The organism is Sphingomonas sp. FG14 (assembly GCF_057809675.1).
Window position 1 is genome coordinate 73,065 of record NZ_JBMDKK010000008.1, and the last position, 15,751, is coordinate 88,815.

Sequence of the window (15,751 nt, forward strand, 5' to 3'; positions counted from 1 at the left end):
GCCCTATAAATCATGGATGACGCGCCCTATTCGCTTGCGCTCGGCGCGGCGATGTTCCACCGGCGTGCGGCGGACAGTCAGCAAGGGAGCCTGCGCATGGTCGATACACCGTTGATCGTCGGACTGGGCGGAACGGGAACGCCCAACAGCTCGTCGGAAAAGCTGCTGCGCCAGGCGCTCGATCGCTGCGCGGCGCGCGGTGCGGAGACGCTGATGTTTGACGGTGCGGCGCTCGACATTCCGATGTACGCACCCAGCGAAAGCGCGCGCGACGAAAAGACGCTGGCGCTGATCGCGGGCCTGCGCCGCGCGAACGGCATCATCATCGCCTCGCCCGGCTATCACGGCACGGTATCGGGCCTGATCAAGAACGCGCTCGATTATGTGCAGGACATGGCGGAGGACGAGGCGGTCTATTTCGAGGGCCGCGCCGTCGGCCTGATCGCCGCCGCCGCCGGCTGGCAGGCGACGGGCACCACGCTCGCCACCTTGCGCTCGATCACCCATGCGCTGCGCGGCTGGCCGACGCCGATGGCGGTCGCGGTCAATTCGATGGTGCCGATCTTCGGCCCGGACGGCACGATCACCGACACCGGCATCTGCAACCAGCTCGACATATTGGCGCAGCAGGTGGTGACCTTCGCGCGGATGCGCGCGCTCCACGAATTGTCGCTGCAACAGGCGGATGGCGAACGCGAAGCGGACCGCGCCGGCGCCGAGTAAGCAGGAATAACGAGAAGTCCGACAAGCACTGTGTCATCCCGCGTTCGCGGGAACGACAGGGAGAGAGTGTCCAGCAGCAAACTTGACTCTCGCCGCGTTCCGGCGAAAATAGAACAAATCATGAACAATTCGGACCTGCCGTGTCCACGCGCCATGCCTTGCTGCCCGCTGAAATCGAGGAAGAATCGCCGGAAAGCCGCGCTTCCGCGGCGGAGGTTTTTGCGGCGGCGACTGCGCTCCAGCCCCGACTCGTCGAGGTCTTCGCCGAGTCGCGCGATGCGGCCGGCTGCGGTTTCGCGCTGGCGCAGCTCGGCGCCCGGTTGGCAACGGGAACCACGCTCTGGGTGCAGGATCGCGTCGCGCTGCGCGATCATGGCCGGCCCTATCCGCATTGGTGCCGCACCCGGCCGAAATCGGAAGGGCCGGGTATCCTCCATATCGTCGCACGTGATGCCGGCCAGGCGCTGTGGGCGATGGAGGAGGGGCTGAGATGCGCCGAGCTTTCCGCCGTGATCGGCGAGGTGGCGGGCAATCCGCGCGCGCTCGATTTCACCGCCACGCGCCGGCTGGCGGTGGCAGCCGAACGCTTCGGCGTGCCGGCGTTATTGCTGCGGCTGGGATCGCAGGCGGATCTCAGCGGCGCCCGGATGCGCTGGCGTGCCAGCAGCCGGCCGTCGCTGGTGCCGCGCTGGAATCCCGATGCGCCGGGCAGGCCCGTCTGGTCGCTGGAACTGTTCCGCGCACGCGGCGCGCGGCCCGGGCAATGGGAGGCTGTGCATGACGGGGCGGCGGATCGCCTCGATCTGGTTTCCCCGCTTCGCGATCCAGCGCTGGGCGAGGGCGAACGGCGACGCGGCTAGGGCAGGGTCTGTCGCGCTCGTTTCCGAAGGCGCACACGGCATCGTGATTGATGCGGTCAATGCGCTGGCGCGGGACGGTGGCGCGCGGCCCGGGCAGAGGCTGGCCGACGCGCGGGCCGCCTTGCCGGCGCTTGTCGTCTGGCCGTCGGACAAATCCGGTGACGCCGCAGCGCTGGAGCGCCTCTGTCATTGGTCCGAACGCTGGTGTCCCTTTGTCGCGATTGATGGCGGCGACGGGCTGCTGCTCGACATCACCGGCGCGGCGCATCTCTTCGGTGGCGAAGCCAAGCTGGCGGCCGGGATGCGCGCGCGCTTTCGCGGGATGGGATTGACCGCGCGTATCGCGATCGCGCCGACGATCGGCGCCGCCTGGGCCTTGGCGCGTTATGTATCAACTTCACCGTTTGGACTGAGCTTGTCGAAGTCCTGTCCTTCTGGGACACCGCAGTCGAAGAAAAGGGCAGGACTTCGACAAGCTCAGTCCAAACGGAGTGAGGGGCAAAGTTCGGGTTCGATCTGTTCGCCCGAAACACTCGCTGCCATGCTCGGCCCGCTGCCTGTCTCCGCGCTCAGGCTCGACGATGAAACGGTATTGCTGCTCGGTCGGCTTGGTCTCAAGACCATCGCGGCGCTTGCCGAAATCCCGACGCTCGGCCTCGCCCGCCGCTTCGCGCGCGCCGACGGTCCCTGGGCCGATCCGCCGCTGCGGCTGGCTCAGGCGTTGGGACGGACCGAGGAACCGGTCAATCCGGCGGTCCGCGCGCCGCTGCCCCGCGTGATGCGCCGCGTTGTCGAACCGGTGCTGCATGTGCCGATTCTCGAAGCTTTGGTGGTCGATATGGCCGAGGCTTTGTGCCGCCAACTTGCCGAGCGTCATGCCGGGGCGCGGCATCTGGGGTTCCAGGCCTTTCGCGTCGACGGCGATGTTCAGGTGCTGGAGGCGCGCACCAGCCAGGCGATGCGCGATCCCCACCATATGGTCCGCCTGTTCGTCGAACGGTTCGAGACGCTTGATGCCGGTTTCGGTTTCGATGCTTTCGCGCTCACCGCGCTCTGGCACGAGCCGCTCGATCCGGCACAGGCAGGGCTGATCGAGGCCGAGCATGACGCGACCTCGCTCGCGCGACTGATCGATCGGCTGAGCGCACGGATCGGTACCCGCAATGTGTGCGTGCCGTTGTTCGTCGAAAGCCATCTGCCCGAACGCGCGCTGCAATGGCGGCCGGCGCTGGCGCATGAGCCGGGTGACGCGGTACCCGTGCCGCTTACACCCGAACGTCCGATCCGTCTGTTCGATCGGCCGGAGCCGATCGGCGTCGTCTATGCGACGCCCGAGGGAGAGCCGCGCCGCTTCCAGTGGCGCCGCAAGGTGCACCGGATCGTCAAGGTCGAAGGTCCCGAACGGATCGCGCCCGAATGGTGGCGCGAACGATCGACCACGCGGCTGCGCGACTATTACCGGGTCGAGGATGATGCCGGCGCGCGCTTCTGGATCTATCGCAACGGATTGATCGGCGATGGCCGGGGCGGGGCGCCCGACTGGTATCTCCACGGGCTCTTCGCCTGATGCCGGACAAGCCGCTCACCCCCGGCCTGCGCGTCCTTGCCATCAACAAGCTGCAGGATTTCGTGCCCAATCCGCCGGCCCCTTATGTGGAGCTTGGCGTCACGACGCCATATTCCTTCCTGCGCGGCGCATCGCCGGCAGTGCAGCTTGCCGAACATGCCTATAATCTCGGCTATCACGCGCTGGGCGTCGCCGATCGCAACACCATGGCGGGCGTGGTGCGGATGGATATGAATGTCTCGGGCGGGGGCATGAAGCCGCTGATCGGCTGCCGGCTCGATCTGGTCGATGCGCCGTCCTTCCTCGCCTATCCCAGGGATCGCGCGGCTTACGGCCGGCTTTGCACATTGCTGTCGCGCGGGAAGATGCTCGATCTGGATGGCGGATGGCAGGCCAAGGGCGAATGCCATCTGACGTTGGAGATGCTGGCCGCGCATTCGGAAGGAGTACAACTGATCGTCATGCCGCCCGACGATCTGGACGGCTTCAGCGTAGAGCTTGCGCGGTTGACCGCGATGCTGCCGACGCTGAAACACGTCGCTGCCGCCTATCTGTATCGTGGCGATGACAAGGCGCGGATCAACCGGCTCGACGCCATCGCCCACACGCATCACCTGTCGATCCTCGCGACCAATGACGTGCATTACGCCACGCCTGATCGTCGCCCGTTGCAGGATGTGATGACCTGCATCCGCGAAAAGACCACGATCGCGTGCGCCGGTTTCCTGCTTCACGCCAATGCCGAACGGCATCTGAGATCGCCAGCCGAGATGATCGAGCTGTTCCGCCGCTGGCCGCATGCCATCGCGGCGACGTGCGAAGTGGCGGATGCGTGTCGATTCGCCCTGCAGGAATTGCGTTACGAATATCCCGACGACCCGATCCCTGAGGGGCGGACGCCGCAGCAGCATCTTGAGGCGCTGACATGGGAGGGGGCGAAATGGCGTTATCCCAAAGGCCTGCCGGAAAAGGTCGAGGCGGCGATTCGGAAAGAGCTCGACCTGATCCGTCGACTCGACATCGCACGCTATTTCATCACGGTATACGATATCGTCGCCTTTGCGCGGGGTCTGGACCCGCCGATCCTGTGCCAGGGCCGGGGTTCGGCTGCGAACAGCGCGGTCTGCTATTGTCTTGCGATCACCAATGTCGATCCCGAGAATGTCTCACTGCTCTTCGAGCGCTTCATCTCTGTCGTGACACGTGACGATGGCAGTATCACTTGCGATGCGCCCGATATCGACGTCGACTTCGAGCATGAACGACGCGAAGAGGTGATCCAGCATATTTATAATCGCTATGGCCGCGACCATGCCGGGCTGTGCGCGACGGTCATCCATTATCGCCCGCGCAGCGCGGTGCGCGAAGTGGGCAAGGCGATGGGGTTGGGCGAGGATATCACCTCGGCCATGGCGCGCACTGTCTGGGGAAGCTGGGGCAGCGAGGTTGACGAACTCAAGGTGAAGGAGGCCGGGCTCGACCTCACCGATCCCGCGCTGCGCCGGGTCATCGCGATCACCAACCAGCTCATGGAGCTGCCGCGCCATCTGTCCCAGCATGTCGGCGGGTTCATCCTGACACGCAATCCGCTGATCGAGAATGTCCCCATCGGCAACGGCGCGATGGCCGATCGCAGCTTCATCGAATGGGACAAGGACGATATCGATTATCTGGAATTGCTGAAGGTCGATGTGCTCGCGCTGGGCATGCTCACCTGTATCCGCAAGGCCCTCGTCATGATCGAGGAGAAGCATGGCGAGCATTACGACCTCGCCAGCATCCCGCCCGAGGACGAGACCGTCTACGACATGCTGTGTATGGGGGAATCGCTCGGCGTGTTCCAGGTCGAGAGTCGCGCGCAGATGAACATGCTGCCTCGTCTCAAACCGAGGGAATATTATGATCTGGTCGTCGAGGTCGCGATCGTTCGGCCGGGTCCGATCCAGGGTGACATGGTGCATCCCTATCTCAGGCGGCGGAACAAGCTGGAGGCCGTCGAATTCCCCTCGCCGGCACCGGAAGAAGGACCTCCCGACGAGCTGGAGAGGATCCTGAAACGTACGCTCGGCGTGCCGATCTTTCAGGAACAGGCGATGCAGATCGCGATGGACGCCGCGAAATTCTCGCCCGAGGAAGCGACCGAGCTACGTCGCGCGATGGCCACCTTCCGCTCGCGCGGCACCATCGGCAAGCTCGAGGAAAAGATGGTCGGCCGTATGATCGGGCGCGGTTACGATCCCGAATTTTCGCGGCGCTGCTTCGATCAGATCAAGGGCTTCGGCGATTACGGATTTCCCGAAAGCCATGCCGCCAGCTTCGCGCACCTCGTCTACGTGTCGAGCTGGATCAAATGCTATTTTCCTGAGGTCTTTGCTGCCGCCTTGCTCAATTCGCAGCCTATGGGCTTCTACGCACCCGCCCAGATCGTCCGTGATGCTAAAGAGAATGGGGTGGAGGTTCTGCATCCCGACGTGAACATCAGCGAGTGGGATAACACGCTGGAGCCGATCGGCCTGTTGCGCGATCACCGGCCGCATTATCCGGCCGTTGCTTCGATCTTTTCCAGATGGAAGGGGGACAGGGATGCGACGATGCGCGAAGGCGGCTTCCGTATGCGCTATGCTTTGCGTCTCGGCTTCCGACAGATCGACGGCATCGGCGAAGATGTCGCCCAGTCGATCATGGCGGCGCGCACCGAACGCTTTATCGATGTCGAGGATTTGAAGGCGAGATCGGGCATCCATGTCACCGCGATCCGCAAGCTGGCGGCGGCGGATGCCTTTCGCTCGATGGGGCTCGATCGCCGCCAGGCGCTCTGGGATAGCCGCGCGCTGCGCCAGGCACCTGACCTACCGCTCTTCACCTTCGCCGAGGCGCGCGACGAAGGTACGGAGGCGCAGCCCGTCGCTCTGCCCCAGACGCCGCTCTCCGAACATGTCGTCTCGGATTACCAGACGCTCCGCCTGTCGCTGAAGGCGCATCCGCTCGAATTCCTGCGCGGCCATTACGATCATCGCCGCTTCGCGCGGAACGATCGGTTGGCGACGATGAAATCGGGAAACAAGGTCGCGGTCTCCGGCCTCGTGCTCGTCCGTCAGCGGCCCGGCACCGCCAGCGGCGTGTGCTTCATCACGCTGGAGGACGAGACCGGCATCGCCAATCTCGTCGTCTGGCCGAAGGTTTTCGAGCAATATCGCAAGGTGGTGATGACCGCACGGCTGATGGAAGCGCGCGGCTATGTGCAGACCGACGAGAATGTCGTCCATGTCGTGGTGCAGGAACTGGTCGACGCCACCGGCACGCTCGCCGCGCTGTCCGACGATCTGCTTCGCGCGGAAGTCGCGCGCGCCGACCATGTCGTGAAGCCCTTGCCCGTGGGGCTGCACCGCCATCCCCGTAATGTCAGTATCATCCCCAAGTCGCGCGATTTCCATTGAGCGCGCGCCCACAAAGCACTGGAAATCGCTTGCATCAGCCGACACAAGATAACGCATGAAATGATTTGGGAGATCGGCATGCGACGGATCATCGGGGGAACGGCACTGGCATTGGCGCTGACCTGGGGCGCCGCCGCATCGGCCAAGCCGCCGACACCCGCCCAGGTCGATCAGGCCAAGGATATCCTCAAGAAATCGATCGGCTACCAGACCGTCGAAGGCCGTGGCCAGACCGTCGCCTATGCCGAATATCTCGCCTCGGTGCTCAAGGCGGCGGGCTATGCCGACAGCGATATCGTCATCACCCCGATCGGCAACACCGCGACGCTGGAAGTGACGCTGAAGGGTACGACCGACGCCAAGCCGATCCTGATCTCCGTCCATATGGACGTGGTGGAGGCCAAGCCCGCCGACTGGCAGCGTGATCCCTTCACCGCGGTGGAGGAGAATGGCTTTATCTTCGGGCGCGGCGCCGAGGACAATAAATACGACCTCTCGATGGTCGTCGCGACGCTCGCCCGGCTGAAGCAGGAAGGGTATAAGCCCAAGCGTTCGATCATCCTCGCCGCCTCCGGCGATGAGGAAACCGCCATGATCACCACCCGCGCGCTGGCGAAGAAGCTGGCGGGCGCGGAGATGGTGCTGAACGGCGATGGCGGCGGCGGCATGCTCGGCCCGGACAACAAGCCGATCGTCTATACGCTGCAGGCCGGCGAAAAGACCTATGCCGATTTCCAGGTCACCATCACCGATCCCGGCGGCCATTCGAGCGCGCCGACGCCCGGCAACCCGATCTATCGCCTGTCGCGCGCGCTGGTGCGGCTTGGCGACTATAAATTCCCCAACATGATCAATGAGCTCACCCGCGCCTCGTTGGCGGCGGCAAGCAGGCAGGTCGGCGGAGAGGTGGGCGCCGCCATGGCGCGCTATGCCGCCGATCCGCACGACACCGCCGCGGCGGACATCATCGCGTCCAAGCCCGAATATGTCGGCCAGATCCGCACCACCTGCACCGCCACGATGGCGAGCGCGGGCCATGCCGAGAATGCGCTGCCGCAGCGTGCCAATGCCAACGTCAATTGCCGCATCTTCCCGGGCATCTCGATCGACGCGGTGAAGGCGGAATTGACCAAGGTCATCGCCGATCCCACCGCCGTGATCACCGTCGATCCCGACACCACCGCGAGCGACGCCTCGCCGCTGCGCAAGGATGTGGTCGATGCGGTCACCAAGGCCGTTCGCGTGCGCTATCCGGGGCTGGCGGTGACGCCCAGCATGTCGGCGGGTGCCACCGACAGCCTTCATTTCCGCGCGGCTGGCATTCCCAGCTACGGCGTCGCATCGCTCTTCATGCGATCAGAAGATGGCTTCGCCCATGGCCTCAACGAACGCGTGCCCGTCGCGGGCATCGGCGGGGCGCTCGATCAATGGCATTCGGTGCTGACGGAATTGGGGAGCAAATAGAGCATTTTGAAGTCAGGTGGACTCACCTGACGACTCGCAAAATGCGGAAAACAAATAGCAAATAGAGCGTGATCCGATTCAGCCCAAGCGGATCACGCTCAAGCGGGGCAACCCCCTATCCGTTCGCTTCGAGCGCAGGTGCGAGCCTGTCGAGAAACGCAGTCGAGAAGTCCGGCACAAATGCTTCTCGACGGGCGCATCTCGACAAGCTCGACGCTGCTCCAAGTCAACGGATGAGTGCGTTCTCATCCTCACCCGAATCCCCGTCCTTCCAGCAGCGCGTCGAGCCAGCGCACCGCCATCGCGCTCGCCTGTTCGGCGGTGAAGGTCGTGGGATCGAGCGTGAGTTCGAGCCAGAGTCCGTCGACCAGCGCGGTCAGCGCGATCGCGGCGGACCGGCATTGCGTCTGCTCCAGTCCGCATGAAGAGAGCAAGGCTTCCAGCTCTCCGCGATAGCCTTTGTAGGTCTCGGCATGGATCGCGCCGATCGCGGCGTCGGTCTTGACCAGGCTCCAGAAGGCGAGCCAGGTCGCGAGCAGTGCCGGATCGGCCACCGGCGGCTGGAAGCTGGCCGTCACATAGGCGATCAGGCGCGCGCGGGGATCGGTGCCTGCTGCTGCCACGGCCGCGGCATGGGCGTCGCCCACAGTCGCGGTCGCGGTGCGATAGGTCTCGGCGATCAATGCATCGACGCCATCGAAATAATGGCGCAAAAGTCCGGCGGAAACGCCGGCGCGCGTGCAGATGGCGCGTACCGACGTGCCGGCGATGCCCGTTTCGGCAAGCGATGCCGCCGTCGCCTCGATCAATGCCTGGCGGCGGGTATCGGCATCTTCGCGGGTAAAGACTGCTCTCGTCATCCGATCTCCGAAGCGCGGCCACGGGGCAAAAGGAGTTGACGTGGAACCGGGTTAATTTTACAAGTGTATAACAAGGAGCCGCCCATGCACAGTGTTTCGCCAGCACCATTGCACAATTCCGATCCGGATGCGGACTGGAGTCTGCCGGCTTGGACCTATTCGGATCCGGAATTCTTCTCGGTGGAGATGCGGCGCGTGATGCGGCCGAGCTGGCAGGTGGTCTGCCATGTCAGCGACGTGCCCGGCGTGGGTGATTACCATACGCTCGAATATCTCGGCGAAAGCGTGGTGGCGATTCGCGGGCAGGACGATGTCGTGCGTGCCTTCACCAATGTCTGCCGGCATCGCGGCGCACGGCTGCTCGATAGCCCGTCGGGGTGCGCGAAAAAGCTGGTCTGCCCTTATCATGCCTGGGCCTATGATCTCGACGGCCGGTTGACCGGCGTGCCGATGAAGGCAAGCTATCCCGCGCTCGATCAGGACAGGCTGGGCCTGGTGCCCGTCGATCTCGAAATCTGGCAGGGTTTCATCTTCGTCCGGCTGGAGGATGACGGCGGCCCGACCGTGGCCGAGATGATGGCGCCTTATGTCCATGAAGTGGAGCCCTATCGCTTCGAGGAACTGCGCGCCTTCGGCCGCGTCACCCTGCGTCCGCGCCGCGTGAACTGGAAGAATGTCGGCGACAATTATTCCGACGGGCTCCACATCGCGGTCGCGCATCCCGGCCTCAAGCGGCTGATGGGCAATGGCTATGGCGTCGAGGCTCAGGCGCATGTCGACAAGATGTGGGGGCCGATCGTCGATCGCGCCTCTGCCAATCCGTCGGAACGCGCCTATCAGAAATTCCTGCCGGACGTGCCGCATCTCTCGGCCGATCGGCAGCGGCTCTGGACCTATTTCAAGCTCTGGCCGAACGTCGCGTTCGACATCTATCCCGACCAGGTCGATTTCATGCAGTGGTTGCCCGTCTCCCCCACCGAGACGCTGATCCGCGAGATCGCCTATGCGGTGCCCGACGATCGCCGCGAGATGCAGGCGGCGCGCTATCTCAACTGGCGGATCAACCGCCAGGTCAATGCCGAGGACACCTGGCTGATCGAACGCGTGCAGGACGGCATGGCCTCGGAAAGCTTCACCGTCGGTCCGCTCGGTGAGAGCGAGGTGGCGCTGCGCAATTTCTGCGGGCGCATCCGCAACCTCATTCCGGAGGCGCGGATGCACCGCAAGCCCGCCCAAGGCTGGAGCCAGCGGGCGGCGGTAAGCGCGGTCGATTAATCGGAATGCGTGTCGCCCCGCGACACGCCGATCATCAAGCGTCCCTCGACTCGCTCGGGACGAATGGAGGGGTTTATGAGCAGGAAGTACGACGCCGTCATCATCGGCGCTGGGCATAACGGGCTGGTCTGTGCCTTCTACCTCGCGCGCGCGGGGCTCAAGGTTCGGCTGGTCGAAGCGCGCGACGTCGTCGGCGGCGCCGCCGTCACCGAGGAATTCGCGCCCGGCTTCCGCAACTCGGTGGCCAGCTATACCGTCAGCCTGCTCCAGCCCAAGGTGATCGCGGACATGAAGCTGGCTGATCACGGCTATCGCGTGATCGAGCGGCCCATTTCCAACTTCCTGCCGCAGGATGATGGCGGTTATCTGAAGCTCGGCGGCGGTCTGGAAAAGACCCAGGCCGAATTCCGCAAGTTCAGCGACCACGATGCCGCGGCGCTGCCGGCCTATTATGAATCGCTCGAGAATGTGGCGGAGGTGCTGCGCGATCTGGCGCTCAAGTCACCGCCCAATATCGGCGATGGCTTCAAGACGCTGATCGACGGCGCGCGCCAGGGCAAGCGGCTGGCGAAGATGCCGATCGAACAGCAGCGCGACGTGCTCGACCTGTTCGTGAAATCGGCGCGGACCTTCCTCGATTCCTGGTTCGAAAGCGAGGCGGTGAAGGCTGCTTTCGGCTTCGACGCAGTCGTCGGCAACTATGCCAGCCCCGATACGCCGGGTTCGGCCTATGTCCTGCTCCACCACGTCTTCGGAGAAGTGAACGGCAAGAAGGGAGCCTGGGGCCACAGCATCGGCGGCATGGGCGCGATCACCCAGATCATGGCCAAGGTCTGTCAGGCGATGGGCGTCGAGATCAGCCTGGAATCGCCGGTCGCGCGCGTGCTGGTCGATGGCGGCAAGGCCGTCGGCGTGAAACTGGTCGGCGGCGAGGAGGTGATGGCGGACAGCATCATCGCCAATGTCGGGCCCAAGCTGCTCTACGAACGGCTGATGGATCCGGCCGATATCGGCCCCGAATTCCTCAAGCGCTCAAAGGCGTTCAAGGCGGGATCGGGCACCTTCCGGATGAATGTCGCGCTCAGCGAACTGCCGCGCTTCTCCAGCCTGCCCGAGCCGGGCGAACACCTCCAGAGCGGCATCATCCTGGCGCCGACGCTCGACTATATGGATCAGGCGTTCATCGACGCGAAGGCGCATGGCTGGTCCAAAAAGCCGATCGTCGAAATGTTGATCCCGTCGATCGTCGACGACAGCCTGGCGCCCGAGGGGTGCCATGTCGCCAGCCTGTTCTGCCAGCAATTCGCCCCCGTCCTGCCCGACGGCCGCGACTGGGACGATGAGGAGGATGCTGCGGCGGACGTGATCCTCGACACCGTCGAGCGTTATGCGCCGGGCTTCCGTGCATCGGTGGTCGGCATGACCAAGCTTTCGCCCAAGGGTCTGGAACGCAAGTTCGGCCTGGTGGGCGGCGACATCATGCATGGCCATATGTCGCTCGATCAGCTCTGGTCCGCGCGTCCGGTGCTCGGCAACGCTGCATATCGGGGGCCGCTCAAGGGCCTTTATATGTGCGGCGCCGGCGCCCATCCCGGCGGCGGCGTCACCGGCGCGCCCGGCCATAATGCCGCGCGCGAGATCCTGGCCGATCGCAGCTTCTTCGGACGGTTGCTGCGGGGGTAAGCGCGTGCTCGGGGCGGATGGAATCGTTAGCTCGCTCTCCGAGCCCACCAGTAAAGCGGTAGCCCGCTGGCCATCAGGAAGAAGCTCAGCCCGCTGACCCAGATGCCCGCCCCCCATAGCGCCCATAGCGAATAGAGCGCGCCGAGGGCAGCGATCGGAATCGCGACTCGCAGCTTCAGCCCGGCGCATGCGACGGCCAGATAGAGCCAGAGCGTCGCCGAAGTCGAAAGCAGCGCGAGATAGGTGAACAGGTCCGCCATCGCGCGGTTCGAATTGATCAGCACGAAGGCGGAGGCGAGCACGCTCGACAGGATCAGAGCGCGGACGGGCGTGCCGCGCGCGTCGGTGGCGGCGAACCAGGCCGGCAACAGCCCGCGCCGCGCCAGCGCCAGCGGCTGTTCGCCCTGCATCAGCACCCAGCCGTTGAGCGCGCCCAGCGCGCTGATCGCGGCGAACAGGCCGATCAGCAATGCCGGCCCGTCCGCCCAGAAGCGGGCGACGAAGATCTGGAACGGCGCATCCGATCCGGCGACTGCGCTTGCCGGCAGCATCAGAGCGATACCCGAACAGATCAGCAGGTAGATGAGCCCGGTCAGCAGCGTGCCAAGCATGGTCGCCCGGGGAATGTTGCGCTCGGGATTCTCGACCTTGGCGGCGGCGACCGCGCAGCTTTCGAAGCCGAGCAGCGCGAACAGCGTGAGCGCGGCTGAGGCGGTGATCGCCGAGACCGAAAGCCCCTGTGTCGGGAACGGAGCGATCGCCGCCGTGCCTTCACGTACCAACACCAGCGCCATGATGACGAGAACGACGACCACCGGCACCAGCTTGAGCGCCATGGTGACGACCTGGAACAACCCGGCGGAGCGCGCGCCCTGCAGGTTGATCAGCGTGACCGCCCAGAGCAGGCCGACCGCGAGCAGCGCGGGCAGATGCGGCGTTGTTCCGATCGCCGGCACGAAGATGCTGATATAGCTGATCGCGGCCACCGCGATGGTGACGTTCGCCGCCCATATCGAAACCCAATAGCTCCAGCCTATCAGGAAACTCGTCGTTCGCCCGAACGCCGCTTCGACGAACCCGGTCGGGTCGCGTGCGTCCGGCAGGGCGCGGGTCAGCCGGGCGATCACCAGCGCCAGCGCGAGCGCGCCGCCGATCGTGAGCATCCAGCCAAAGACCGCGTTCCAGCCATAGGGCGCGAGGCTTGCGGGCAACAGGAACATGCCCGATCCGATCATGTTGCCCATGACCAGCGCGAGGCACATCGGAAAGGACAGGCCGCGAACGGCGGCGGGCAACGGCTCCGAAGGCGCCGTCATCGGGAAGCGTGCGTCAATTCATATCCCCTTCCCGAACCCTCTTTTCCGAAGAGGTTATGGCATGCATTCCGTTTCCAGCGTCACCCCAGCTTTCGCTGGGGTGACGCAATCGGTTGAGCGACTGCTATCAAAAGGCTCTCCCGGAAAGGCGCGCGCCCTCAGAACTTCGTGCCGACCTTCAACCCGATGGTGCGTGGCTGGGCGACGATCGTGTAGATCTTCGGTCCGATCGCAGTCTTCCTTTCGGGATCGCCGCAGATATTCTCGCCGCACTGGATGGTCTTGCCCAGCGCGCCATTCTTGTCGAACAGATTGCGCACGAACACCTCTGCCGACCAATGCGAGCCCTCGATGCCCAACGACATGTCCGCCGTGGTGTAGGCTGGCAGATCCCCGATGATCCTGCGCTCGGTTCGGCGGAGGTCGGTGGTGCGCCGGCCTTCATAGACCGCGCTCGCCTGGAAATGGCCTTTCATGTCGCCCAGCGGGAATTCGTAGCGGGTCAGGATATTGCCCTTGAACTTCGCGGTGATCGGCAATCGCGTGCCACTGGTTGCAAGCACCGGGTTTGTATCCACCGGGACGCATGTCTTGAAGTTGACGGCACTCTCGCAGAAGTCGCGGACGATCTTGGCGTCGTTGTACGAGGCGCCGGCGCTGAAGGTCAGTCGCGGCGAGACCCGCAGGAACGCGTCGAGCTCGGCGCCGCGGATGCGGGCGTCACCCGCGCTGCGGATTTCGGTGAGGCCATTGGCGCCCAGGAAGGATAGCTGGATATCGGTCCAGTCGAGCTGGTAGATCGCGCCGTTCAGCCGGAACCGGTTGTCCGCCCAGCTCGTCTTGAAGCCCAGTTCCCAATTGTCGATGAAATCGGCCTGATAGGGCGGCAGCGTGCCGCGGCGGTTGATGCCGCCTGGACGATAACCGCGCGAATGTGTGGCATAGACCATCAGCTCAGGCGTGAACTTGTAGGTCAGGTTGAGCTTGTGGAGGAAGTCCGTGTCCTTCGTCCGCTTGTCCAGATTGGTGCAGGGGCTGCCCGCCACGATCGGCGGTCCGAAACACTGGCGGACGCCCGTGCCACCATAGGCGCTGGCATAGCCGAAGAAGCCGACCAGGGAGTTGTCGTATTTATAGATGCGCGTCCCCAGGGTCGCGCTCAGCTTGTCGGTGACGTCGGCGGTGATCTCGCCGAACACGGCATAGTCGCGATCGACGCGAAACTGCTTGGTCAGCCAGATATTGCTCGCCGTTCCCGGCACCGTGATGTCGTCGGCGATATTGTCGACGATATAGTTCTGTTCGATATTATGCGTCTGGCGCTGGTAGAAGAAGCCGCCGACGAAGCGGACGCGCTTGTCAGCCGGCGAGTTGAAGCGCAGCTCGTGACTCTGCTTGGTGAAGCGGTCGTCCGACTGGATATATTGGTTGGGATTGACCGGATTGCCGTTGTTGTCGACGAAATAGGCGCCGTATCCGGCAAGCGCATCGTAGAAATAGGCATATTCGGAATAGTCCGAGGAACCCGAGACGCGCCGGTTCAGATAGGCGCCCGCATAGGTGACGTCCCACGATCCGATCTTGCCCTCGATCGTCATCGCCGCCTGCCACCAGCGATCGTTGAAATGCTCCGGATTATATTGCTGCACCTGCAGCTTGCCGAGGCCCGATTCCTGCCCGAAGATGCCGTGGCTCTTCTGCTTCTGGCCCATCACCTGCGGCGTGATCGTCCAATTGTCGTCCAGGTCGATCTTCAGCGCGGCGCGGCCGCCATAGGTTTCGACGTCATTATAGTCCTTCTCGACATAAGGCGCGTTGCTCATCGTGATATTCGATGTCGGGAAGTGCAGCGTGCCGGGGATATTGTCGATATAGCCGGCATCCTTCTTGTACCAGCCGACGAAGCGCGCGGCGATATTGGGTGATACCGGCACGTTGACGAAACCTTCGGCGATATAGCCCTCGCCGCCATGCGCCACCGTGTTCACCTCGGCATCGAAGGCGCCGTAGAAGCCCGATGTGTCGGGCTTGTTGGTGATGATGCGGATCGTGCCCGCCTGGCTCGAAGAACCATAGAGCGTGCCCTGCGGGCCGGCGAGCGCCTCGACGCGCGCGATATCGTAGATATGGATATCGAGCGCGCCCTGGATCGTGGTGATGGGCTGCTCGTCCAGATAGGTGCCGACCGATGGCTGCGACGCCGAATGGTTGGCGTTCTCGCCGCTGGCGACGCCGCGGAAATAGACGTTGGACGCGCCCGGCCCGAGCGTCTGGAAACTGACGCTCGGCAGATAGCGCGCATAATCGTCGAAATCGGTGACCTGCAGCTGCTCAAGCTTTTCAGTGCTCATCGCGGTGATCGCGATCGGCACGTCCTGAAGATTCTCGCTGCGCTTCTGCGCGGTGACGACGATCTCGTCGATCGGTCCCGCCTCGGCCGCCTGTGGCGCATCCTGCGCGAAGGCCGCGCCGCTGGTGCACAACATGGTCGATCCGAGCAGCGCGATCGCCGCTCCGCGAACTGTGGTGATGATGATGGGATTGGTCACGCGCGCCATCTCGATGC

The 15,751-nt window shown here is 64.2% G+C and carries 10 protein-coding genes; 7 read left to right on the forward strand and 3 right to left on the reverse strand.

Going from position 1 to position 15,751, the window contains the following annotated elements; genetic code table 11:
- The first annotated feature begins 12 nt into the window (after positions 1-12).
- From ACODTA_RS19925 to ACODTA_RS19945, 5 genes are all read left to right on the forward strand, one after another.
- On the forward strand, positions 13-723 hold the full coding sequence (locus tag ACODTA_RS19925; RefSeq protein ID WP_489067841.1) for an NADPH-dependent FMN reductase: 711 nt from the start codon (positions 13-15) through the stop codon (positions 721-723).
- Between the two features lie 140 nt (positions 724-863).
- Entirely contained in the window at positions 864-1,583 is a 720-nt protein-coding gene (locus tag ACODTA_RS19930; protein WP_489067843.1) for an ImuA family protein, read from the forward strand.
- Positions 1,501-3,150 (forward strand): Y-family DNA polymerase, encoded by a 1,650-nt coding sequence (locus ACODTA_RS19935; protein ID WP_489067845.1) that lies wholly within the window; start codon positions 1,501-1,503, stop codon positions 3,148-3,150. The genes ACODTA_RS19930 and ACODTA_RS19935 overlap by 83 nt, the downstream gene beginning before the upstream one ends.
- On the forward strand, positions 3,150-6,587 hold the full coding sequence (locus tag ACODTA_RS19940; RefSeq protein ID WP_489067847.1) for an error-prone DNA polymerase: 3,438 nt from the start codon (positions 3,150-3,152) through the stop codon (positions 6,585-6,587). The genes ACODTA_RS19935 and ACODTA_RS19940 overlap by 1 nt, the downstream gene beginning before the upstream one ends.
- 78 nt (positions 6,588-6,665) lie before the next feature.
- On the forward strand, positions 6,666-8,051 hold the full coding sequence (locus ACODTA_RS19945; protein ID WP_489067849.1) for a M20/M25/M40 family metallo-hydrolase: 1,386 nt from the start codon (positions 6,666-6,668) through the stop codon (positions 8,049-8,051).
- Positions 8,052-8,302: 251 nt separating this feature from the next.
- On the opposite strand, the gene betI is transcribed toward ACODTA_RS19945, so the two are convergent.
- Positions 8,303-8,911, reverse strand: coding sequence for a transcriptional regulator BetI (betI, locus tag ACODTA_RS19950; protein WP_489067851.1), 609 nt, complete (start codon positions 8,909-8,911; stop codon positions 8,303-8,305).
- 84 nt (positions 8,912-8,995) lie between these two features.
- On the opposite strand from betI, the gene ACODTA_RS19955 reads away from it, so the two are divergent.
- Together ACODTA_RS19955 and ACODTA_RS19960 are read left to right on the forward strand one after the other, a co-directional pair.
- Positions 8,996-10,186, forward strand: a complete 1,191-nt coding sequence (locus tag ACODTA_RS19955; RefSeq protein ID WP_489067853.1) for an aromatic ring-hydroxylating oxygenase subunit alpha — start codon at positions 8,996-8,998, stop codon at positions 10,184-10,186.
- A gap of 75 nt (positions 10,187-10,261) precedes the next feature.
- On the forward strand, positions 10,262-11,869 hold the full coding sequence (locus ACODTA_RS19960) for a phytoene desaturase family protein (RefSeq protein ID WP_489067854.1): 1,608 nt from the start codon (positions 10,262-10,264) through the stop codon (positions 11,867-11,869).
- A gap of 26 nt (positions 11,870-11,895) precedes the next feature.
- On the opposite strand, the gene ACODTA_RS19965 is transcribed toward ACODTA_RS19960, so the two are convergent.
- Both ACODTA_RS19965 and ACODTA_RS19970 read right to left on the reverse strand, forming a co-directional pair.
- Entirely contained in the window at positions 11,896-13,185 is a 1,290-nt protein-coding gene (locus tag ACODTA_RS19965) for an amino acid permease (RefSeq protein WP_489067856.1), read from the reverse strand.
- A gap of 158 nt (positions 13,186-13,343) precedes the next feature.
- A complete protein-coding gene (locus ACODTA_RS19970) occupies positions 13,344-15,743 on the reverse strand; it encodes a TonB-dependent receptor (RefSeq protein WP_489067858.1) in 2,400 nt (799 codons plus the stop codon).
- Positions 15,744-15,751: the final 8 nt, after the last annotated feature.